The organism is Pseudocitrobacter vendiensis (assembly GCF_943590815.1).
Lineage (GTDB): Bacteria > Pseudomonadota > Gammaproteobacteria > Enterobacterales > Enterobacteriaceae > Pseudocitrobacter > Pseudocitrobacter vendiensis.
Genome location: NZ_CALSBS010000008.1, coordinates 70,668 through 91,011 on the forward strand (window position 1 = coordinate 70,668; position 20,344 = coordinate 91,011).

Genomic DNA, 20,344 nt, shown 5'->3' on the forward strand with positions numbered 1-20,344 from the left:
GTGCCGGAAGTGCAAGCGCGCTTCCGGCATTCAGAATCATGAAAAAGACTCGTACCGCAGATTTGCACCATCTTTATCATGAAGCAGTACCTGATAACGTTAAGCTGACGCCGAAGGTTGAAGTGGATAACGTTCATCAGCGGCTGACGACGGATGTCTATGAGCATGCGTTGACGATAACCGCCTGGCAGCAGATCTACGATCAGCTGCATCCCGGAAAATTTCGCGGTGAGTTCACGGAAATTCTGCTGGATGATATTCAGGTATTTCGAGAATACACCGGCCTGGCGCTGCGTCAGTCGTGCCTGGTGTGGCCAAATTCCTTCTGGTTTGGCATTCCCGCCACGCGCGGTGAGCAGGGGTTTATTGGTTCGCAATGTATCGGTAGCGCTGAGATCGCCACGCGTCCGGGCGGCACGGAGTTTGAACTGAGCACGCCGGATGACTATACCATCCTCGGTATTGTGCTTTCTGAAGATGTGATTGCCCGCCAGGCCAATTTTCTGCACAACCCGGAAAGGGTGTTGCATATGCTGCGCAACCAGTCGGCGCTGGAGGTCAAAGAACAGCATAAAGCGGCGCTGTGGGGCTTTGTGCAACAGGCGCTGGCAACCTTTAGCGCCGACCCGGAAACGCTGCAACGCCCCGCGGTGCGCAAAATGTTAGGCGATAACCTGCTGCTGGCGATGGGGATGCTGCTGGAAGAGGCGCAGCCCATTATGACGGCGGAGAGTATCAGCCATCAAAGTTATCGACGGCTGCTGGCGCGCGCACGCGAATACGTGCTGGAGAACATGTCCGAGCCGCTGACGGTGCTTGATTTATGTAACCAACTCCATGTGAGTCGTCGTACCCTGCAAAACGCGTTTCACGCTATTTTAGGCATTGGACCAAACGCCTGGCTGAAACGCATTCGCCTGAACGCCGTGCGTAGAGAGTTAATTAGCCCATGGTCAACAAGCATGACGGTGAAAGATGCGGCAATGCAGTGGGGGTTCTGGCATTTGGGGCAATTTGCGACGGACTACCAGCAACTGTTTGCTGAGAAGCCGTCGCTGACGTTGCATCAGCGGATGTGTCAGTAGGCGTAATGTGCGGCCTGTGTGCCGGATGGCGACGCGTTGCGTCTTATCCGGCCTACAGGCGTATTGCTGTCGGGCTTTTTTCTGATTTTTCATACACAGGATGTCATGATTAATGTCCATTCGATAACATCTACTTTTTGAAAATGGACAATTCAACATGCAAAAAGGATTGCTATTCCTCTGCCTTCTCACATCAAGTCTGCCTGCGTTGGCGCAAGATGAAATTCCAACCGCGTTAAAGGGATATTACCGCTCCTCTTATAATGAAAGTCATGAACATATATGGTTGAGAAAAGGGCAACCCGAGCTGGAATACTCTATTTGTCTGAATAAGCAGGTAGCGACTGAAAAGCAGATTGTGGTGATGTGTGGCTATATGACTAACGCTTCGGAACCAGATTCTGCGCCGTTTGATATCTGGTATCTGGACGGAAGTAATATTGCCGCGCGTAGAACGACGGAAGGCTATGGTCGTAAGGGGGAATCTGGTGATGCAAAAGCGGTAAAAATTGGCGAAAAGTGGGGCGTGATTCTGGAATCAAGCTATATGATGCAAGGTGTCGAACAAACCTTTCAGCAGTTTTACGTTGCGAAAGGAAAGGGCATTCAGCTTATTGCTAGTCTTCCAATCCATTCCAGTAACGAAGAAAATGGTCCGCCAGATAACTTTGATACCCAGGTTGCATTTGCGCAGAAATATACTGGCACCTATCCAAATATGCTTTTACATTCTACCGGAGTATTAGCCGGTGAGAAAATTAATAAGCAGTGGTCGGTGCCATTTGACTCGAAGACCAATCAATATCTCATCCCTGAAGAAATTGACATTGGTTATTGATTATCAGAGTTGGTCAGGAATTTTTGGGGCTACTGACGCTGCATCAGCGGATGTGTCAGTAGGCGTAATGTGCGGCCTGTGTGCCGGATGGCGACGCTTTGCGTCTTATCCGGCCTACAGGGTAAGTGCAGGCAACTACACCCAATCCCTGACTTTAATAAATTCGCTCAACCCCGCTTCCGGGCTGCCTGCTTGCGGCTGATAATCATATTCCCAGCGCACCAGCGGTGGCATCGACATCAAAATGGATTCGGTGCGCCCGCCAGTCTGTAAACCAAACAGCGTGCCGCGATCCCAGACCAGATTAAATTCGACGTAGCGGCCTCGGCGATAAAGCTGGAAATTACGCTCGCGCTCGCCCCAGATAGCCGCTTTACGCCGCTCAACGATCGGCAAATACGCGTCGGTAAAACCGTTGCCCACTGCCTGCATAAAGGCAAAGCAGCTGTCGAAGTTCGGTGTGTTGAGATCGTCAAAGAACAGCCCGCCAATGCCGCGCTGCTCGTTGCGGTGCTTAATGAAGAAGTAATCGTCACACCATTTTTTATAACGCGGATATACGTCTTCACCGAAGGGCTGGCACAGGTCACGTGCGGTACGGTGCCAGTGAATGGCATCTTCTTCGAAACCATAAAACGGGGTTAAATCGAAGCCGCCGCCAAACCACCACACCGGGTCAGCGCCCGGTTTTTCAGCGATAAAGAAACGCACGTTGGCATGGCTGGTTGGAACATACGGGTTGCGCGGATGCACCACCAGCGATACGCCCATCGCTTCAAAGCTGCGCCCGGCAAGTTCCGGGCGATGCGCGGTGGCTGACGCCGGCATGGCATCACCGTGAACGTGCGAGAAGTTAACGCCCGCCTGCTCGAAGATATCGCCGTCGCGCAGCACGCGGCTGCGACCGCCGCCGCCCGCGTCGCGCTGCCAGCTATCTTCGATAAACGCGCCACCGTCCAGCGCAGAGAGTTGCTGGCAGATATCGTCCTGCAATTGCAGTAAAAAGGCCTTTACCTGGTTTGCATCAACGGTCATTAGCGTTTCCTGGCGTGGGCTTTTTGGTTATCGAACCAGTGGAAATAGCTGACGATACCTGAGGCTATCGCGTTGGCGATTTTCTGACGAAACGCCGTGGTGCCCAGCAGACGCTCCTCTTCCGGGTTGGTGATGAACGAGGTTTCAACCAGTACCGACGGAATGGATGGCGACTTCAGCACCACGAACGCGGCCTGTTCAGTGCCTTTACTGTGCAGCTTGTGCACCGGCTTAATCTTTTTCAGGATATGCGAGCCCAGCGTCAGGCTGTTCTTGATGGTATCGGTTTGTACCAAATCGAACAGGACCTGCTGGAGCAGGTGATCTTTATCCGTGGTTTTTTTGCCCGCCACTTCATCCGCCCGGTTTTCACGGTCGGAGAGGTATTTTGCCATTGCGCTACTCGCGCCACGGTTGGAAAGCGCAAACACCGACGCCCCGGCGGCAGACGGGTTGGTAAAACCGTCTGCGTGAATCGACATAAAAAGGTCCGCGCCGTGTTTGTGGGCGATCTCTACCCGGTCGTACAGCGGAATAAAGGTATCGCCAGAACGGGTTAAGCGCGCGTCAATGCCCTGGCTGCGCAGAATGGAACGCACGTTCTTGGCAATCGCCAGCACCACGTGTTTCTCTTTCGAACCGTTGCGGCCAATCGCGCCGGTATCAATACCGCCGTGACCGGGGTCGAGCACCACGATGCGTTTACCCGATTTTTTCGCCGCAGGTTTGCTGTGCCCGTTGCTGGTTTTTAACGGCGCCTCTTTGGCGGTTGCCTGTGATATTCCTGACAACGTCAGTGCTGCCAGTCCGGCTTTCAGCACCTGGCGGCGCGAAGCAAGTGATTTTAAAGGTTTAAAAGTGCTCATTCGGCCTGAGTTGTAAAAAATAGTGTTCCAGATGTTATATCGTATCGCGTTTCCCGTTACGACTACTGAAGATTAGAATTGTTTTACTTTTCATTTCAATACGTGACGAAGCGGCATTATGGCATTTTTTTGCGCTATTTTCGCCAGATATTGGCTAATTCGGACGATCACGCCATAATCACTGTTTTTAAACCCGAGAAGGGGCAGGGATACCATGGAGATACGCGTTTTTCGCCAGGCCGATTTCGAAGAGGTCATCACCCTGTGGGAGCGATGCGATCTGCTGCGCCCATGGAACGATCCGGAAATGGACATCGAACGCAAAGTGCATCACGACGTCAGCCTGTTCCTGGTGGCAGAAGTAAACGGCGAAGTGGTGGGGACGGTGATGGGCGGCTATGACGGCCATCGCGGCTCGGCCTACTACCTTGGCGTGCACCCGGAATTTCGCGGGCGCGGCATTGCCAATGCGCTGCTCAATCGTCTCGAGAAAAAGCTGATTGCGCGCGGCTGCCCGAAAATTCAGATCATGATCCGCGAAGATAACGACGTGGTGCTGGGCATGTATGAGCGCCTGGGCTACGAGCACAGCGACGTGCTGAATTTAGGTAAGCGTTTGATTGAAGATGAAGAGTACTAAGCCGCTACTTTTCTCCTCTGATTACGACGAGACGGGAAAGCTGAAATTGCCCTGGCTCTTCTGGGGCGTATTGCTCCTACAGGTTCGCTCTCTATGGCTTGCGATGCATTCCGTTGCTTTTGAGGGGCGGCATTTTGAAGGTTTCGACACCTTTTGCGCCTTATTTCCGGGTATTCCTGCACTGATTGTTTTTGCTATGGTGGGGCGAGGACGGTTTTACTGGTGCTGGAGCTTTTGGTGTTCAGGACGCTGGATCTTGATTTTCGGGCAATGGCTGCAGCCTGGATGGTTATTGTTTAACTGGCTAAACGGTGAGCCAATAACGGCCTGGTCGGTGGTCTTTTTTATTGCAAATCTTCTTGCGCTGTATTGGGTACACACCAGCCAGCGCTTATGGGCATGTTTTACCCATGAATATGGCTATTCTTCATTTCATTACAAAAATATTCATTACTGAGAGGGATATCTCAGGTTGGCGGCAAGATGAAGCATACTGAGTTTTTCCCTTCCGATTACGACCATCATGGCCGCCTGCGTTTACCTTTCCTGTTCTGGCTTGTACTTTTGCTACAGGCCCGAACATGGGTATTGTTTGTGATTGCTGGCGCATCGCGCGAGCAGGGCGGCGCGTTGCTTGGGCTGTTTTACCCCGACCACGATAACTTCTGGCTCGGCCTGCTGCCCGGCGTGCCTGCGGTGCTGACTTTCCTGTTGAGCGGCAGGCGACAGCATTTTCCTCGTTGCTGGCGCGCGCTGCGTCCGTTGCTGATTATCGCCCAGGGCGTGCTGCTGGTCTGGCAACCCTGGCTCTGGCTTCAGGGTGAACCGCTTTCCGGTATTGGTCTGAGCCTGGTGGTCATCGACCTGTTTGCGCTCTGGTGGTTGATGACCAATCCCCGATTACGCGCTTGTTTCCGGGAAATTACAGAATAAAGTGCACTTTTTGCTGAGAGCACACTCCAACAGGCTTGAACAAATAAGAAAGGACTTAGAGATGAAATCGCTGCGTTTACTTGTATGTGCCTTGCCGCTGGCCTTAACCGGCTGTTCCACGCTCTCATCGGTTAACTGGTCTGCGGCAAATCCGTGGAACTGGTTTGGTTCCTCGACCGAAGTCACTGAGCAGGGCGTCGGTGGCATCACCAGCTCCACCGCGCTGGATGAACAGGCGATTAACGACGCGCTGGGCGGCGACTATCGCCTGCGCAGCGGGATGAAAACCGATAATGGAACCATCGTGCGTTACTTCGAAGCGTTGAATGGCGACAAGCTGGCATTGGTGGTGAACGGCCAAAACGGCAGCGTAAGCCGTATTGATGTGCTGGATAGCGCCATCAAAACCGACAGCGGCGTAGAGATTGGCTCGACCTTCAGCGATATCTACAGCAAAGCCTACGGGCACTGTCAGAAAGCCACCGGTGATGACAGCGCGGGCGTTGAATGTAAAGCCGAAGGCAGCCAGCATATTAGTTACCTCTTCACCGGCGAATGGAGCGGCCCGCAGGATTTAATGCCGTCCGATGACGCGCTGAAAAACTGGACGCTGAAGAAGATCGTCTGGCGTCGTTAATTTTGCGCAAGGTTAATCCTTCGTTCTAAAAAAACGCGTACAATAGCCCCATAAATTGAATGCCACGATGTCGTGGCATTTTTGTGGAGGAAGAGCGATGTCTCAGGTTCAGAGCGGCATTTTGCCGGAACATTGCCGCGCGGCGATTTGGATTGAAGCCAATGTGAAAGGGGATGTAAACGCCCTTCGTCAGTGCAGCAAAAATTTTGCCGATAAACTGGCTGGTTTTCAGGCTAAATTCCCCGATGCGCATTTAGGCGCGGTTGTCGCCTTCGGCCCGAAAGTGTGGCGCGAACTGAGTGGCGGCGTGGGTGCTGAAGAGCTGAAAGATTTTCCGGGCTACGGCAAGGGCCTTGCGCCAGCCACCCAGTTTGATGTGCTGATCCACATTCTTTCTTTACGCCAGGATGTTAACTTCACTGTTGCGCAGGCGGCGGTGGAAGCCTTTGGCGATAGCATTGATGTGCAGGAAGAGATCCACGGTTTCCGTTGGGTGGAAGAACGTGACCTGAGCGGCTTTGTCGATGGTACCGAAAACCCGGCGGGTGAAGAAACGCGTCGCGAAGTGGCGGTCATTAAAGACGGCGTCGATGCGGGCGGCAGCTATGTGTTTGTTCAGCGTTGGGAACATAACCTTAAACAGTTGAACCGCATGAGCATTCCTGATCAGGAAATGATGATTGGCCGTACCAAAGAAGCCAACGAAGAGATCGACGGTGACGAGCGCCCGGTGACCTCTCACCTGAGCCGCGTTGACCTGAAAGAAGACGGCAAAGGGCTGAAAATTGTTCGTCAGAGCCTGCCGTACGGCACCGCCAGCGGCACTCACGGCCTCTATTTCTGCTCTTACTGTGCGCGTCTGCACAACATCGAACAGCAACTGCTGAGTATGTTCGGCGACACCGACGGTAAACGTGACGCAATGCTGCGCTTTACTAAACCGGTTACCGGCGGATACTACTTCGCACCGTCGCTGGATCGTTTGCTGGCACTGTAACAGTTGCCTGATGGCGCTACGCTTATCAGGCCTACGGACCGCACGAACCTTGTAGGCCGGGTAAGGCGTCAGCCGCCACCCGGCAAAGCGCCCGTACAACGCCTGATGACGCTACGCTTATCAGGCCTACCTGCTCATCCCCGCATACACGGGGATTTTTTTTACCTGAGATTTACCCTAATTAGTGAGCTGTTCGGCAGTATTCATTTGTTTTTAATGTATTTTCATTGTTAATGGAGTGTAAGGCTCTATCTTCAAAAGGGAGAACATTGAAATGGGTAAACTCACGGGCAAAACCGCATTGATTACGGGCGCGTATCAGGGTATCGGCGAAGGCATCGCCAGAACCTTTGCCCGCCATGGCGCGAACCTGATCCTGCTGGATATTTCCGATGAGCTTGAAAAACTGGCCTATGATCTGGCCGGACGTGGCTATCGTTGTACGGTCGTGAAGGCCGACGTGCGCGACTTCGCTGCTGTTCAGGCGGCCATTGCGCAGGCTAAAGAGCGGGAAAATAAAATCGATATTCTGGTCAATAACGCGGGTGTCTGTCGCTTAGGCAGCTTCCTCGAGATGAGCGAAGATGATCGTGATTTCCATATTGATGTGAATATCAAAGGCGTCTGGAACGTCACGCGAGCCGTATTGCCGGATATGGTGGCGCGCGGCGATGGGCGCATCGTGATGATGTCTTCGGTCACGGGCGATATGGTGGCGGACCCAGGCGAAACGGCATATGCGATGTCGAAAGCGGCGATTATTGGCTTAACCAAATCGCTGGCGGTGGAATACGCCCAGTCGGGTATTCGCGTGAATGCTATCTGCCCGGGTTATGTGCGCACGCCAATGGCGGAAAGCATCGCGCGTCAGTCGAACCCGGAAGACCCGGAATCGGTGCTGACGGAGATGGCGAAAGCCATTCCGCTGCGTCGTCTGGCGGACCCATTGGAAGTCGGCGAACTGGCGGCATTCCTCGCTTCTGATGAGTCGAGTTACCTGACGGGCACGCAGAACGTCATTGATGGCGGCAGTACGTTGCCGGAAAGCGTCAGCGTCGGTATCTGAGTCTGACTACTCGCCTCTTCACATCCTGTGGAGAGGCTAAAGCCTTATTCCCTTTTAAACTTCCAAATCACCAAACGGTATATAAAACCGTTACTCCTTTCACACCCGTTATAAATACACTGATGCTTAGAGAATCATCACACGACAAGGGTGCGCAATGGCCGTTAACTTACTGAAAAAAGGATACCTCACGCTGGCAACTTCCCTGTTGCTGGTCGCGCAGGCGCAGGCAACAGAGTTGCTGAACAGTTCTTATGACGTCTCTCGCGAGCTCTTTGCCGCCCTGAATACCCCGTTTGAGCAACAATGGGCGAAAGATAACGGCGGCGACAAACTGACGATAAAACAATCTCATGCCGGGTCATCAAAACAGGCGCTGGCGATTTTGCAGGGCTTAAAAGCAGACGTTGTAACTTATAACCAGGTGACCGACGTGCAGATCCTGCATGATAAAGGCAAGCTGATCCCGGCGGACTGGCAGTCGCGCCTGCCGAATAACAGCTCGCCGTTCTACTCCACCATGGGCTTCCTGGTGCGTAAGGGCAACCCGAAGAATATCCATGACTGGAACGACCTGGTGCGCTCCGACGTGAAGCTGATCTTCCCGAACCCAAAAACCTCCGGTAACGCGCGTTATACCTATCTGGCGGCATGGGGCGCAGCGGATAAAGCTGACGGTGGCGATAAAGCCAAAACCGAACAGTTTATGACCCAGTTCCTGAAAAACGTTGAAGTGTTCGATACCGGCGGTCGTGGCGCGACCACTACTTTTGCCGAGCGCGGGCTGGGCGATGTGCTGATTAGCTTCGAATCGGAAGTGAACAACATCCGCAAGCAGTATGAAGCGCAGGGCTTTGAAGTGGTGATTCCTAAAACCAACATTCTGGCGGAATTCCCGGTAGCGTGGGTCGATAAAAACGTGCAGGCCAACGGTACGGAAAAAGCGGCAAAAGCTTACCTGAACTGGCTCTACAGCCCACAGGCGCAAACGATCATTACCGATTATTACTACCGCGTGAATAACCCGGAAGTCATGGACAAACTGAAAGACAAATTCCCGCAGACCGAGCTGTTTCGCGTGGAAGATAAATTTGGCTCCTGGCCGGAAGTGATGAAAACCCACTTCAACAGCGGCGGCGAGTTAGACAAGCTGTTAGCGGCGGGGCGTAACTAATGTTTGCAGTTTCTTCCAGACGCGTGCTGCCGGGCTTTACCTTAAGCCTCGGCACCAGTCTGCTGTTTGTGTGCCTGATTTTGCTGCTGCCGCTCTCCGCACTGGTGATGCAACTGGCTCAGATGAGCTGGGCGCAGTACTGGGAGGTGATCACCAACCCGCAGGTGGTCGCGGCCTATAAAGTGACGCTGCTGTCGGCGTTTGTGGCATCGATTTTTAACGGCGTTTTCGGCCTGCTGATGGCGTGGATTTTAACCCGCTATCGCTTTCCGGGCCGCACGCTGCTTGATGCGCTGATGGATTTACCGTTTGCGCTACCAACGGCGGTAGCAGGTTTAACGCTGGCCTCGCTCTTTTCCGTGAACGGTTTTTACGGTGAATGGCTGGCGAAGTTTGATATCAAAGTCACCTATACGTGGCTTGGAATAGCGGTGGCGATGGCCTTTACCAGCATTCCGTTTGTGGTGCGTACCGTGCAGCCGGTGCTGGAGGAGTTAGGCCCGGAATATGAAGAAGCCGCAGAAACGCTCGGCGCAACGCGCTGGCAGAGTTTCTGCAAAGTGGTGCTGCCGGAGCTTTCTCCGGCGCTGGTGGCGGGCGTGGCGCTGTCGTTTACCCGTAGTCTCGGTGAGTTTGGTGCGGTGATTTTTATCGCCGGGAACATCGCCTGGAAGACGGAAGTGACGTCGCTGATGATTTTTGTTCGCTTACAGGAGTTTGATTACCCGGCGGCGAGCGCAATTGCTTCGGTGATCCTCGCGGCATCCCTGCTGCTGCTGTTCTCAATTAACACTCTGCAAAGTCGCTTTGGTCGGCGTGTGGTAGGTCATTAATGGCGGAAGTGACACAGTTGAAGCGTTATGACGCGCGCCCGATTAACTGGGGCAAATGGTTTTTGATTGGCACCGGAATGCTGGTTTCGGCGTTCATCCTGCTGGTGCCGATGATTTACATTTTCGTGCAGGCATTCAGCAAAGGGCTGATGCCGGTGTTACAGAATCTGGCCGATCCGGACATGCTGCACGCCATCTGGCTGACGGTGATGATCGCGCTGATTGCCGTACCGGTAAACCTGGTGTTCGGGATTCTGCTGGCCTGGCTGGTGACGCGCTTTAACTTCCCCGGACGCCAGTTGCTGCTGACGCTGCTGGACATTCCGTTTGCCGTGTCGCCGGTGGTTGCCGGTCTGGTCTATCTGCTGTTCTACGGCTCTAACGGCCCGCTCGGGGGCTGGCTGGATGAACATAATCTGCAAATTATGTTCTCGTGGCCGGGAATGGTGCTGGTCACCATCTTCGTGACCTGTCCGTTTGTGGTGCGCGAGCTGGTGCCAGTGATGTTAAGCCAGGGCAGCCAGGAAGACGAAGCGGCGATTTTGCTTGGCGCGTCTGGCTGGCAGATGTTCCGCCGCGTCACGCTGCCGAACATCCGCTGGGCGCTGCTTTATGGCGTGGTGTTGACCAACGCCCGCGCGATTGGTGAGTTTGGTGCGGTGTCGGTGGTATCCGGCTCGATTCGCGGCGAAACACTTTCGCTGCCGTTACAGATTGAATTGCTGGAGCAGGACTACAACACCGTCGGCTCCTTTACCGCCGCGGCGCTGTTGACGCTGATGGCGATTATCACCCTGTTTTTAAAGAGTATGTTGCAGTGGCGCCTGGAGAATCAGGAAAAACGCGCGCAACAGGAGGAACATCATGAGCATTGAGATTGCCAATATTAAGAAGTCGTTTGGTCGCACCCAGGTGCTGAACGATATCTCACTGGATATTCCTTCTGGTCAGATGGTCGCATTGCTGGGGCCGTCCGGTTCCGGGAAAACCACGCTGCTGCGGATTATCGCCGGGCTGGAGCATCAAACCAGCGGGCATATTCGTTTCCACGGCACCGACGTCAGCCGCCTGCATGCACGCGATCGTAAAGTCGGTTTCGTGTTTCAGCATTACGCGCTGTTCCGCCATATGACGGTGTTCGACAATATCGCCTTTGGCCTGACGGTGCTGCCGCGTCGCGAGCGCCCGAATGCCGCGGCGATCAAAGCGAAAGTGACAAAATTACTGGAAATGGTGCAGCTTGCCCATCTGGCGGATCGTTATCCGGCCCAGCTTTCCGGCGGTCAGAAACAGCGTGTGGCGCTGGCGCGCGCGCTGGCTGTGGAACCGCAAATTCTGCTGCTCGATGAACCGTTTGGTGCGCTGGATGCGCAGGTGCGTAAAGAGCTGCGTCGCTGGCTGCGTCAACTCCATGAAGAGCTGAAATTCACCAGCGTGTTCGTGACCCATGACCAGGAAGAAGCGATGGAAGTCGCCAACCGCGTGGTGGTGATGAGCCAGGGCAATATCGAACAGGCTGATGAACCCGATCAGGTCTGGCGCGAGCCGGCGACCCGTTTTGTGCTGGAGTTTATGGGCGAAGTAAACCGCTTGCAGGGAACGATTCGCGGTGGGCAGTTCCACGTTGGTGCGCACCGCTGGCCGCTGGGATACACCCCTGCGTATCAGGGGCCGGTGGATCTCTTCCTGCGCCCGTGGGAAGTGGATATCAGCCGCCGCACCAGCCTCGATTCGCCGCTGCCGGTGCAGGTGCTGGAAGCCAGCCCGAAAGGTCACTACACCCAATTAGTCGTGCAGCCGCTGGGGTGGTATGAAGATCCGCTCACCGTGGTAATGCGTGGTGATGATGCGCCGGTGCGCGGCGATCGTTTGTTCGTCGGGCTACAACATGCTCGACTGTATAACGGCGACGAGCGTATTGAGTCTCATGAGACGCTTGCTCTGGCGGAATCCGCCTGATAGGTTAATTTGCAGGTTTATCGCCCGGTGGCGCTTCGCTTACCGGGCCTACAGCATATATCATGATTTTGTAGGCCGGGTAAGCGAAGCGTCACCCGGCTTTTTCTTGGGCAGAAAACGTGAACACATTAGAACAAACCATCGGCAATACACCGCTGGTCAAATTACAACGTCTGGGGCCGGATAACGGCAGCGAAGTGTGGGTAAAGCTGGAAGGCAATAACCCGGCAGGTTCGGTGAAAGATCGTGCGGCGCTTTCGATGATCGTCGAGGCGGAAAAGCGCGGAGAAATCAAACCGGGTGATGTGTTAATTGAAGCCACCAGTGGTAACACTGGCATTGCGCTGGCAATGATCGCTGCGCTAAAAGGCTATCGCATGAAATTGCTGATGCCCGATAACATGAGCCAGGAGCGTCGCGCGGCGATGCGTGCCTACGGTGCGGAGCTGATTCTGGTCACCAAAGAGCAGGGCATGGAAGGTGCGCGCGATCTGGCGCTGGAGATGGCGAATCGTGGAGAAGGCAAGCTGCTCGATCAGTTTAATAATCCCGATAATCCTTATGCGCATTACACCTCCACCGGGCCGGAAATCTGGCAGCAAACCGGCGGTCGCATTACCCATTTTGTCTCCAGCATGGGGACGACCGGTACGATTACCGGCGTGTCGCGCTTTATGCGCGAACAATCCAAACCGGTGACCATTGTTGGTCTGCAGCCGGAAGAGGGCAGCAGCATTCCCGGCATTCGCCGCTGGCCGGCAGAGTATATGCCGGGCATTTTCAACGCCTCATTAGTGGATCAGGTGGTGGATATTCACCAGCGCGATGCGGAAAATACTATGCGCGAACTGGCTGTGCGGGAAGGAATTTTCTGCGGTGTCAGTTCTGGCGGCGCGGTTGCCGGTGCTCTGCGCGTGGCTAAAGCTAACCCCGGCGCGGTAGTGGTGGCGATCATCTGCGATCGCGGCGATCGCTACCTTTCTACCGGCGTGTTTGGGGAAGAGCATTTTAGCCAGGGGCTGGGGATTTAAGCTACGGGTGGGCTCAGTAAATCCGTACCGTAAGAGTTATCAATCGTACAAAGCCAGCGCTCATTGCGGTGGGTAAACACATAGGTTGCCCGCCTGGTGACCTGCGTACTGCCGCCGTCTTGTGTTGGAATATCTAACCGGGTTTCCATAATCACCAGCGCCGTGTCGCCGCCTTCGATAATCTCCATCTTTCCCTGCGTGACCACCAGGCGATGCTGGAAGAAGTCGGCGATGGCGATAAACGCTTTATGAATATTCACTTTGCCTTTCACGATCATCTCCGGCTTCACCACAAGCGTAGCGTCCTCGGCGTAGTAGTTCATTAGCGTGTCGTAATCTTCCTGCGAAATGGCCTGGTCACAGGCTTCGATAACGGCCTTGATTTGGGTCTGTACCTGGGTCATCGCGATGGGCCTCGTGGGTTGTCGTGGTTCACCGTATTAATCGTAGTGCTATTCAGTATAAGTTGGCTGCGAGAAAGCGCTGTTAAATTGTCGGGTTTCTCATTGAATTTGTGATGGTTTCTTCATTTTTGGATTTTCACCTTTCTGCATGATTACCCCGTGGGGGAATCGACCTTTGCCGCTGGCTGGCATAACATAGAGCAATAAGTGGATAGCGCATGACCCGCCGTCCAGCGGGAGGAGAAATCATGGACCAGCAAGACGACATACAATCGGTGCTGTTTAGCGACACGCGCCAGGCATTGCAGGCAGATATCGTTGCCGTGCAGTCTCAGGTTATTTATGGCAGCGTGGGCAACAGTATTGCGGTTCCAGCCATCAAGCAGCATGGTTGGCAGGTCATGGCAGTGCCGACGGTATTGTTCAGCAACACGCCGCATTACGATACGTTCTATGGCGGGGTGATCCCGGCTGAATGGTTCCGGGGGTATTTGCTGGCGCTGGAAGAGCGTAACGCGTTGCAAACGCTAAAAGCGGTAACGACCGGTTATATGGGGAGCGCGGAGCAGATTGCCCTGCTGGCCGATTGGCTGGCGACAATTCGTCAAACACACTCTGATATTTTTGTGTTGGTCGATCCGGTTATCGGCGACATTGACAGCGGTATGTATGTAAAGGCTGAGATACCTCTTGCGTATCGCCAGCATTTATTGCCGCAGGCGCAGGGCATTACGCCGAATCTGTTCGAGTTGCAGATGTTGAGCGATATGCCGTGTCATACCCTGGAAGAGGCGATTCTGGCTGCGCGCAGTCTGCTGTCAGACACCTTAAAATGGGTGATTATCACCAGTGCGCCGTCGAAAAACCCTGAGGCTATCTCGGTGGTGGCGGTGACAGCAGAGGATATTCGCGTCATTGAGCATCCAAGAATTGTTACTGATCTGAAAGGGACGGGCGATCTGTTCTGTGCAGAGTTAGTGAGCCGTCTGTTGGAAGGCGCATCGCTTGGCGATGCGGCGGAACGCGCGGCCAATCGCGTATTGCAGGTCATGACCTGGACCCACGAGCACGAGTGTCATGAGCTGATGCTCCCCCCGCTGTAAATCGGTTCCCACGTCGTCAGGCGTGGGAAATCTTTTCAAGCTGCGGAATGCGATACGTTTGTTTTACCACGGTAGCCAGTTCGCTAACGGGCAGCGGTTTTGAGAAGTAGTAACCCTGAAAGTAATCGACCTGTTTATGCGTCAGATATGCCACCTGATATTCCGTTTCCACGCCTTCAACGATAATTTTCATCCCCAGCGATTTTGCCATATCGATAACACAATCAATCAGTTTGGTGGAATCCGTAGCGCTGGAAATCCCGTTCACAAACAGCTTATCGATTTTAATCAGACCGACCGGCAACCCGGTGAGTAAATTCAGATTGGAATAACCGGTACCAAAATCATCCAGCGCGATGGTCACGCTGCGGCTTTCGAGAAATATGAGCGTTTCTTTTAGCTCATTCACCTTCTCAAACGGTTCACGCTCGGTGATTTCAGCGGTGAGGCGAATACTGTTTTCCGGGAAGCGTGTCAGAAATGCACGACACTCGTCGATAAAGTTGGGCGTCTGAATATGTGATGCAGTGAAATTAAAACTCACGTGGAAAGGCAGGGGCCGCGCCTCAAGCAGGGAAGGCAGTTCATCTCCTGCCAGCGCCATTAATTTGCGTGTCAACGGCACAATAAGCCCGCTCTCTTCAGCAAGCGGAATAAAACTGTCGGGTGAGATAATTTCGCCAGAAGGCGTCACCCAGCGCGCAAGCACTTCCACGCCGTAGAATTTCCCTGAGCCACTGTGGATGACCGGTTGATACCATGGGACGATTTCCCCTTCAGCGATGGCACGCTCAAGATTTTCATACAGCGTAGGGCGATGAAGAATATGTTGCCACAGCACCACCCCGACGATCAGCGCCAGGCACAGCGTCAGCAGCAACGACAGCCAACCCTGTTGCAGATACAACGAAACAGGAACTGTCTTCCAGGCCGGATAGTCGACCGAGTAGGGGAATTTATCTGACTGCACAATGACGTGCCTGGCGTTATCGTTCGGAACCGTTTTTGCGTTTTGCCGCATTACCGTATCGCCAATATGTAACGTCAGCGGCCGCTGATTGCTCAACAGTTCCAGCACCTCGCTCAGCCACTGACCGCTAAAGCTTGAGGTAATCATCCCTTGTGGATACGCCGTTTGCAGCACAATCACCTTATCACCTGGCGAGATGGTCTTATCATCGATGATGGTCAGTTCCTGCGCGGTATGTGCCGCATAATTCATATTGATAGCGTTGGCATCATTGTAGGAAGAGCAGAACAGGGTCTTCTCTTTATAAAGATTGATGATGCGGATATGCGGAACAGAAACCACCAACCGCTCAAGTTCGGTACGCGTTTGGGTGGTGCAGGGTTGTGAAAGCAGAGGATGCGCTTTTGTGGCAGCTTGTCGGGAGGCATTGAGCAGCGAATCGATTTTTTGTACGGTCTTTTTCGCCAGCGCTGAAGTCTGCTCAAGCTCCCCGCCAATCACCTGAAACCAGGTTAATACTGCGCCGCCCACGAGAATTGTCAGCACGCAGAAAAGGGTGGTGATAATTCTAAATTTTGTGCCGACCGCTTTCATCTGCCATCCATTTTTGTCTGATGTACAGGAAGTATACGCCAGCGTATCGGTAAAGAGATAACAGAGACAAAAAAGGCGCCTTTCGGCGCCTTTTTTAGTTCAGCAAGAATTACTTCTTGATGCGGATAACCGGGGTTTCACCCACAGTTACGCTACCGGACAGTTTGATCAGCTCTTTGATCTCGTCCATGTTGGAGATAACAACCGGAGTCAGGGTAGACTTGGCTTTCTCTTCCAGCAGCGGCAGATCGAATTCGATAACCGGGTCGCCGACTTTCACGCGTTGGCCTTCTTCAGCGATACGTTTGAAACCTTCGCCTTTCAGTTCAACGGTGTCGATACCGAAGTGAACGAACAGCTCGATGCCGCTATCGGATTCGATAGAGAAGGCATGGTTGGTTTCAAAAATCTTGCCGATAGTCCCATCAACCGGCGCAACCATTTTGTTGCCAGTTGGTTTGATAGCAATACCGTCGCCAACGATTTTTTCTGCAAAAACCACATCCGGCACGTCTTCAATGTTAACGATTTCGCCAGAGAGCGGTGCAATAATCTCAATAGTACCGGTGTCTTTTTTGTCGTCAGAAACCAGAGATTTCAATTTGTCGAACAAACCCATGATCTTCTCCTAAGCAGTAATTGGGCCGAACTCGTGGATTAGCAGATTGTTTTTTCTTCAATGAACTTGTTAACCAGCGCCATTAACTCGTCCGTTGTCGGTTGAGCAAGAGCTTGCTCTGCTAATACCTTCGCATCTTCGAAGTTCGTGTTACGAATGATCTTCTTAATGCGTGGGATAGAAATGGCGCTCATTGAGAATTCGTCCAGACCCATACCCAGCAACAGAAGTGTAGCACGTTCGTCGCCTGCAAGCTCACCACACATGCCAGTCCATTTACCTTCAGCATGAGAAGCATCAATAACCTGCTTGATAAGCGTCAGGACGGACGGTGACATGGGTTGGTAAAGATGTGAAATCATATCATTACCACGGTCAACTGCCAGAGTGTACTGCGTTAAATCATTGGTACCGATACTAAAGAAATCAACTTCTTTGGCTAAATGACGAGCAATCGTGGCCGCAGCCGGTGTTTCCACCATGACGCCAATCTCGATGGACTCATCAAATGCTTTACCTTCGTCGCGCAGTTCCTGTTTGTAGATTTCGATCTCTTTGCGCAGGGCGCGTACTTCTTCAACAGAGATGATCATCGGGAACATGATGCGCAGTTTACCGAAAGCGGACGCACGCAGGATGGCGCGAACCTGATCACGCAGGATCTCTTTACGATCCATTGCGATACGCACGGCACGCCAGCCCAGGAACGGGTTTTCTTCTTTCGGGAAGTTCATGTACGGCAGCTCTTTGTCGCCACCGATGTCCATAGTACGGACGATAACCGCCTGAGAGCCACAGGCTTCAGCAACGGCTTTGTACGCAGCAAACTGTTCTTCTTCAGTTGGCAGCGCGTCACGGTCCATGAACAGGAATTCAGTACGATAGAGACCCACGCCTTCTGCGCCATTGCGCTCAGCGCCTTCTACGTCACGCACGGTACCGATGTTAGCGCAAACTTCAACCTGGTGACCATCAAGGGTGATAGCCGGCAGATCTTTCAGTTTTGCCAGTTCAGCTTTTTCAGAAGCAACCTGCTCCTGAACGGCGCGCAGTTTTTCGATCTCTTCGTTGGTTGGGTTGACGTAAACCTGGTTGTTTACGGCATCCAGAATCAGATAGTCGTCGTTTTTCACCTGAGAGGTGACATTGCCGGTACCCACAATCGCAGGCAGTTCAAGAGAACGCGCCATGATAGAGGTGTGAGAAGTACGGCCACCGACGTCAGTGATAAAGCCCAGCACCTTGTTCAGGTTCAGCTGTGCGGTTTCGGACGGGGTCAGGTCAGCAGCAACCAGGATAACTTCGTCCTGAATTGCGCTCAGGTCGATGATAGCCAGACCCAGGATGTTGCGCAGCAGGCGCTTACCGATGTCACGTACGTCAGCCGCACGCTCTTTCAGGTATTCATCATCCAGTTCTTCCAGGGCAGTCGCCTGACCTTCGATAACCTCATGAGCCGCTGCGTCAGCAGTCATGTGCTTATCTTTAACCAGGGCTATGATTTCCTGCTCCAGCTCTTCATCTTCGAGCAGCATGATGTGCCCTTCGAAGATAGCTTCTTTTTCTTCACCGAAAGTTTCGCCAGCTTTAGTCTTGATGGCTTCTAACTGTGCCGACGCCTTGGCGCGACCAGCCAGAAAACGCTCAACTTCCTGATCAACCTTATCGGCAGAAATTTTTTTCCGGTCGATGACAATCTCATCTTCTTTCAGCAGCAGTGCTTTACCGAAAGCGATACCCGGGGATGCTAAAATGCCTGAAATCATAACCCTACCTTACTTGTGACTGATATGAAAAAGAACTCTGGAACTTACTCGAGTTCAGCCATCAGCTTAACGAGATGCTCAACTGCTTTTTGTTCGTCTTCACCTTCAGCAGAAAGGGTTACAACGGTACCCTGAGTCAGACCCAGAGTTTGCAGTTTGAACAGGCTTTTTGCGCTAGCGCTTTTGCCGTTGGAGGTCACAGTGATCTCAGAAGTGAAGCCTTTCGCTTCTTTAACAAACTGAGCAGCAGGGCGGGTATGCAGACCGTTCGGAGCGGTAATGGTAACTTCTTGCTGGAACATTATATTTCCCCAACTTATAGGTTTAGTGTTGTGGAACTAAAGTTTAGCCTGGCGGCCTGACTTTAGCCTGTAGTAATCAGCGATGTCACGATTCTGAGCGCCGGAATCGGTACACGTGTTTCCGATTCGTGCGCTACTGGCCTTCGGCGCTTCGCTTAACATTAAACATTATGCCGCGAAAGCGAGATTTGAACCAAATCATAAAATCGATTCAGCTTGTGCAAATCCGGAAATGAATAATTTCGCGCATCAAAATAAATCTGAATGTTAAATACCAGACCTGATGCAGTGAAGCAATGGCAGGGGGGGTAAAAGTTTGATGCGTGCCACAAAAAAGCACCCAAAAGGGTGCTTTTTTACGCGCTTTTAACACGCTGGCACTACTGTTGCAGTTCCTTCTCTGTGAAGAGATCGGCAAACAACGCAGTGCTCAGATAACGCTCACCCGAAGACGGTAGGATAACCACAATATTCTTATTGGTAAAGGTTTCATCTTCCTGAAGTTTCAATGCTGCCGCAACGGCTGCGCCGGAAGAGATGCCTGCCAGAATGCCTTCTTCTTCCATCAGGCGACGCGCGGTGGAAATGGCTTCTTCATTCGTGATAGCGACAACTTTATCAACCAGTTTCAGGTCGAGGTTGCCAGGAATGAAACCGGCGCCGATACCCTGAATTTTATGCGGGCCCGGTTTGATTTCTTCACCTGCCAGCGCCTGGGCGATGACCGGGGAGTCGGTGGGTTCAACCGCGACGGAAATCAAGTCGGTTTTGCCTTTAGTGCCTTTAATGTAACGCGACACGCCAGTCAGCGTACCGCCAGTACCGACACCAGCAATAAACACGTCAACCTGACCATCGGTGTCTTCCCAGATTTCCGGGCCGGTGGTTTTTTCGTGAATTTCCGGGTTCGCCGGGTTACTGAACTGCTGCAGCAGCAGGAATTTTTCCGGATCGCTGGCAACAATTTCTTCTGCTTTTTGAATCGCGCCTTTCATGCCTTTCGCGCCTTCTGTCAGTACGAGGTTTGCACCCAGCGCTTTCAACAGTTTACGGCGTTCAATACTCATGGTTTCCGGCATGGTCAGCGTCAGTTTGTAGCCACGAGCGGCGGCGACATAGGCCAGCGCGATACCGGTGTTACCGCTGGTGGGTTCAACCAGCTCTACGCCCGGTTTCAGCACGCCACGTTTTTCTGCATCCCAAATCATGTTGGCACCGATACGGCACTTAACGCTGAAGCTTGGGTTGCGTGATTCTACCTTCGCCAGAATGCGTCCGTTACCGATGCGGTTCAGTCGAACCAGTGGCGTGTGACCGATAGTCAGCGAGTTATCTTCAAAAATCTTACTCATGGCCTGTCCTTAACTGTATGAAATTTGGGGTACTGCCCCAGCATACCTGCTTAAAGAATCTGCGGAAGTAAGTAATTAGCATATCTATATTCAGAAGGGAAATAATGGCTGCCAGGATGGAATAAGGAAAGCATAACGGC

General features: G+C 52.9%; 22 protein-coding genes. 14 read left to right on the top strand and 8 right to left on the bottom strand.

Features of this window, described 5'->3' with window-relative positions; all coding sequences use genetic code 11:
- Positions 1-38: 38 nt before the first annotated feature.
- Both eutR and NMC31_RS10790 read left to right on the top strand, forming a co-directional pair.
- Positions 39-1,085 (top strand): HTH-type transcriptional regulator EutR, encoded by a 1,047-nt coding sequence (gene eutR / locus NMC31_RS10785; RefSeq protein ID WP_253897911.1) that lies wholly within the window; start codon positions 39-41, stop codon positions 1,083-1,085.
- Between the two features lie 157 nt (positions 1,086-1,242).
- Entirely contained in the window at positions 1,243-1,923 is a 681-nt protein-coding gene (locus tag NMC31_RS10790) for a hypothetical protein (protein ID WP_253897912.1), read from the top strand.
- A gap of 135 nt (positions 1,924-2,058) precedes the next feature.
- On the opposite strand, the gene hemF is transcribed toward NMC31_RS10790, so the two are convergent.
- Together hemF and amiA are read right to left on the bottom strand one after the other, a co-directional pair.
- Positions 2,059-2,958 carry an oxygen-dependent coproporphyrinogen oxidase gene (hemF, locus tag NMC31_RS10795; RefSeq protein ID WP_253897913.1) on the bottom strand — a complete coding sequence of 300 codons (900 nt, stop codon included), beginning with the start codon at positions 2,956-2,958 and terminating at the stop codon, positions 2,059-2,061.
- The gene (amiA, locus tag NMC31_RS10800) at positions 2,958-3,824 is read right to left on the bottom strand and encodes an N-acetylmuramoyl-L-alanine amidase AmiA (RefSeq protein WP_253897914.1); all 867 of its coding nucleotides are present in this window, start codon (positions 3,822-3,824) and stop codon (positions 2,958-2,960) included. The genes hemF and amiA overlap by 1 nt, the downstream gene beginning before the upstream one ends.
- 214 nt (positions 3,825-4,038) lie before the next feature.
- Here amiA and NMC31_RS10805 point away from each other — a divergent pair, with 214 nt between their 5' ends.
- From NMC31_RS10805 to cysM, 11 genes are all read left to right on the top strand, one after another.
- Entirely contained in the window at positions 4,039-4,464 is a 426-nt protein-coding gene (locus NMC31_RS10805) for a GNAT family acetyltransferase (protein WP_015963500.1), read from the top strand.
- Positions 4,451-4,921 (top strand): DUF2919 family protein, encoded by a 471-nt coding sequence (locus tag NMC31_RS10810; protein ID WP_253897915.1) that lies wholly within the window; start codon positions 4,451-4,453, stop codon positions 4,919-4,921. Before NMC31_RS10805 ends, NMC31_RS10810 begins: the two co-directional genes overlap by 14 nt.
- Before the next feature lie 26 nt (positions 4,922-4,947).
- The gene (locus tag NMC31_RS10815) at positions 4,948-5,397 is read left to right on the top strand and encodes a DUF2919 domain-containing protein (protein WP_149461900.1); all 450 of its coding nucleotides are present in this window, start codon (positions 4,948-4,950) and stop codon (positions 5,395-5,397) included.
- 61 nt (positions 5,398-5,458) lie between these two features.
- Positions 5,459-6,034 carry an RpoE-regulated lipoprotein gene (locus NMC31_RS10820; protein WP_253897916.1) on the top strand — a complete coding sequence of 192 codons (576 nt, stop codon included), beginning with the start codon at positions 5,459-5,461 and terminating at the stop codon, positions 6,032-6,034.
- A gap of 97 nt (positions 6,035-6,131) precedes the next feature.
- Positions 6,132-7,031 (top strand): Dyp-type peroxidase, encoded by a 900-nt coding sequence (locus NMC31_RS10825; protein ID WP_253897917.1) that lies wholly within the window; start codon positions 6,132-6,134, stop codon positions 7,029-7,031.
- A gap of 274 nt (positions 7,032-7,305) precedes the next feature.
- A complete protein-coding gene (ucpA, locus tag NMC31_RS10830; protein WP_253897918.1) occupies positions 7,306-8,097 on the top strand; it encodes an SDR family oxidoreductase UcpA in 792 nt (263 codons plus the stop codon).
- A gap of 157 nt (positions 8,098-8,254) precedes the next feature.
- A complete protein-coding gene (cysP, locus tag NMC31_RS10835; RefSeq protein ID WP_253897919.1) occupies positions 8,255-9,271 on the top strand; it encodes a thiosulfate/sulfate ABC transporter substrate-binding protein CysP in 1,017 nt (338 codons plus the stop codon).
- On the top strand, positions 9,271-10,104 hold the full coding sequence (gene cysT, locus NMC31_RS10840; protein WP_000458406.1) for a sulfate/thiosulfate ABC transporter permease CysT: 834 nt from the start codon (positions 9,271-9,273) through the stop codon (positions 10,102-10,104). The genes cysP and cysT overlap by 1 nt, the downstream gene beginning before the upstream one ends.
- Positions 10,104-10,979 (top strand): sulfate/thiosulfate ABC transporter permease CysW, encoded by an 876-nt coding sequence (gene cysW / locus NMC31_RS10845; RefSeq protein WP_000852696.1) that lies wholly within the window; start codon positions 10,104-10,106, stop codon positions 10,977-10,979. The genes cysT and cysW overlap by 1 nt, the downstream gene beginning before the upstream one ends.
- Complete coding sequence (gene cysA, locus NMC31_RS10850) at positions 10,969-12,063, top strand: sulfate/thiosulfate ABC transporter ATP-binding protein CysA (protein WP_253897920.1); 1,095 nt, start codon at positions 10,969-10,971, stop codon at positions 12,061-12,063. The genes cysW and cysA overlap by 11 nt, the downstream gene beginning before the upstream one ends.
- Before the next feature lie 119 nt (positions 12,064-12,182).
- Entirely contained in the window at positions 12,183-13,094 is a 912-nt protein-coding gene (cysM, locus tag NMC31_RS10855; RefSeq protein WP_253897921.1) for a cysteine synthase B, read from the top strand.
- On the opposite strand, the gene NMC31_RS10860 is transcribed toward cysM, so the two are convergent.
- Complete coding sequence (locus NMC31_RS10860) at positions 13,091-13,498, bottom strand: YybH family protein (RefSeq protein ID WP_253897922.1); 408 nt, start codon at positions 13,496-13,498, stop codon at positions 13,091-13,093. The two genes, cysM and NMC31_RS10860, sit on opposite strands and share 4 nt — an antisense overlap.
- A 248-nt stretch (positions 13,499-13,746) precedes the next feature.
- On the opposite strand from NMC31_RS10860, the gene pdxK reads away from it, so the two are divergent.
- Complete coding sequence (gene pdxK / locus NMC31_RS10865) at positions 13,747-14,601, top strand: pyridoxine/pyridoxal/pyridoxamine kinase (RefSeq protein ID WP_253897923.1); 855 nt, start codon at positions 13,747-13,749, stop codon at positions 14,599-14,601.
- 16 nt (positions 14,602-14,617) lie between these two features.
- On the opposite strand, the gene NMC31_RS10870 is transcribed toward pdxK, so the two are convergent.
- The 5 genes from NMC31_RS10870 to cysK all read right to left on the bottom strand — a co-directional run bounded on the left by NMC31_RS10870 (position 14,618) and on the right by cysK (position 20,204).
- A complete protein-coding gene (locus tag NMC31_RS10870; protein WP_253897924.1) occupies positions 14,618-16,165 on the bottom strand; it encodes an EAL domain-containing protein in 1,548 nt (515 codons plus the stop codon).
- A 109-nt stretch (positions 16,166-16,274) separates the two neighbouring features.
- A complete protein-coding gene (gene crr / locus NMC31_RS10875) occupies positions 16,275-16,784 on the bottom strand; it encodes a PTS glucose transporter subunit IIA (RefSeq protein ID WP_008803873.1) in 510 nt (169 codons plus the stop codon).
- A gap of 38 nt (positions 16,785-16,822) precedes the next feature.
- Positions 16,823-18,550 (bottom strand): phosphoenolpyruvate-protein phosphotransferase PtsI, encoded by a 1,728-nt coding sequence (gene ptsI / locus NMC31_RS10880; RefSeq protein WP_149461910.1) that lies wholly within the window; start codon positions 18,548-18,550, stop codon positions 16,823-16,825.
- Positions 18,551-18,594: 44 nt separating this feature from the next.
- Positions 18,595-18,852 (bottom strand): phosphocarrier protein Hpr, encoded by a 258-nt coding sequence (gene ptsH / locus NMC31_RS10885; RefSeq protein WP_002913505.1) that lies wholly within the window; start codon positions 18,850-18,852, stop codon positions 18,595-18,597.
- A 380-nt stretch (positions 18,853-19,232) separates the two neighbouring features.
- On the bottom strand, positions 19,233-20,204 hold the full coding sequence (cysK, locus tag NMC31_RS10890; protein WP_015963515.1) for a cysteine synthase A: 972 nt from the start codon (positions 20,202-20,204) through the stop codon (positions 19,233-19,235).
- Positions 20,205-20,344: the final 140 nt, after the last annotated feature.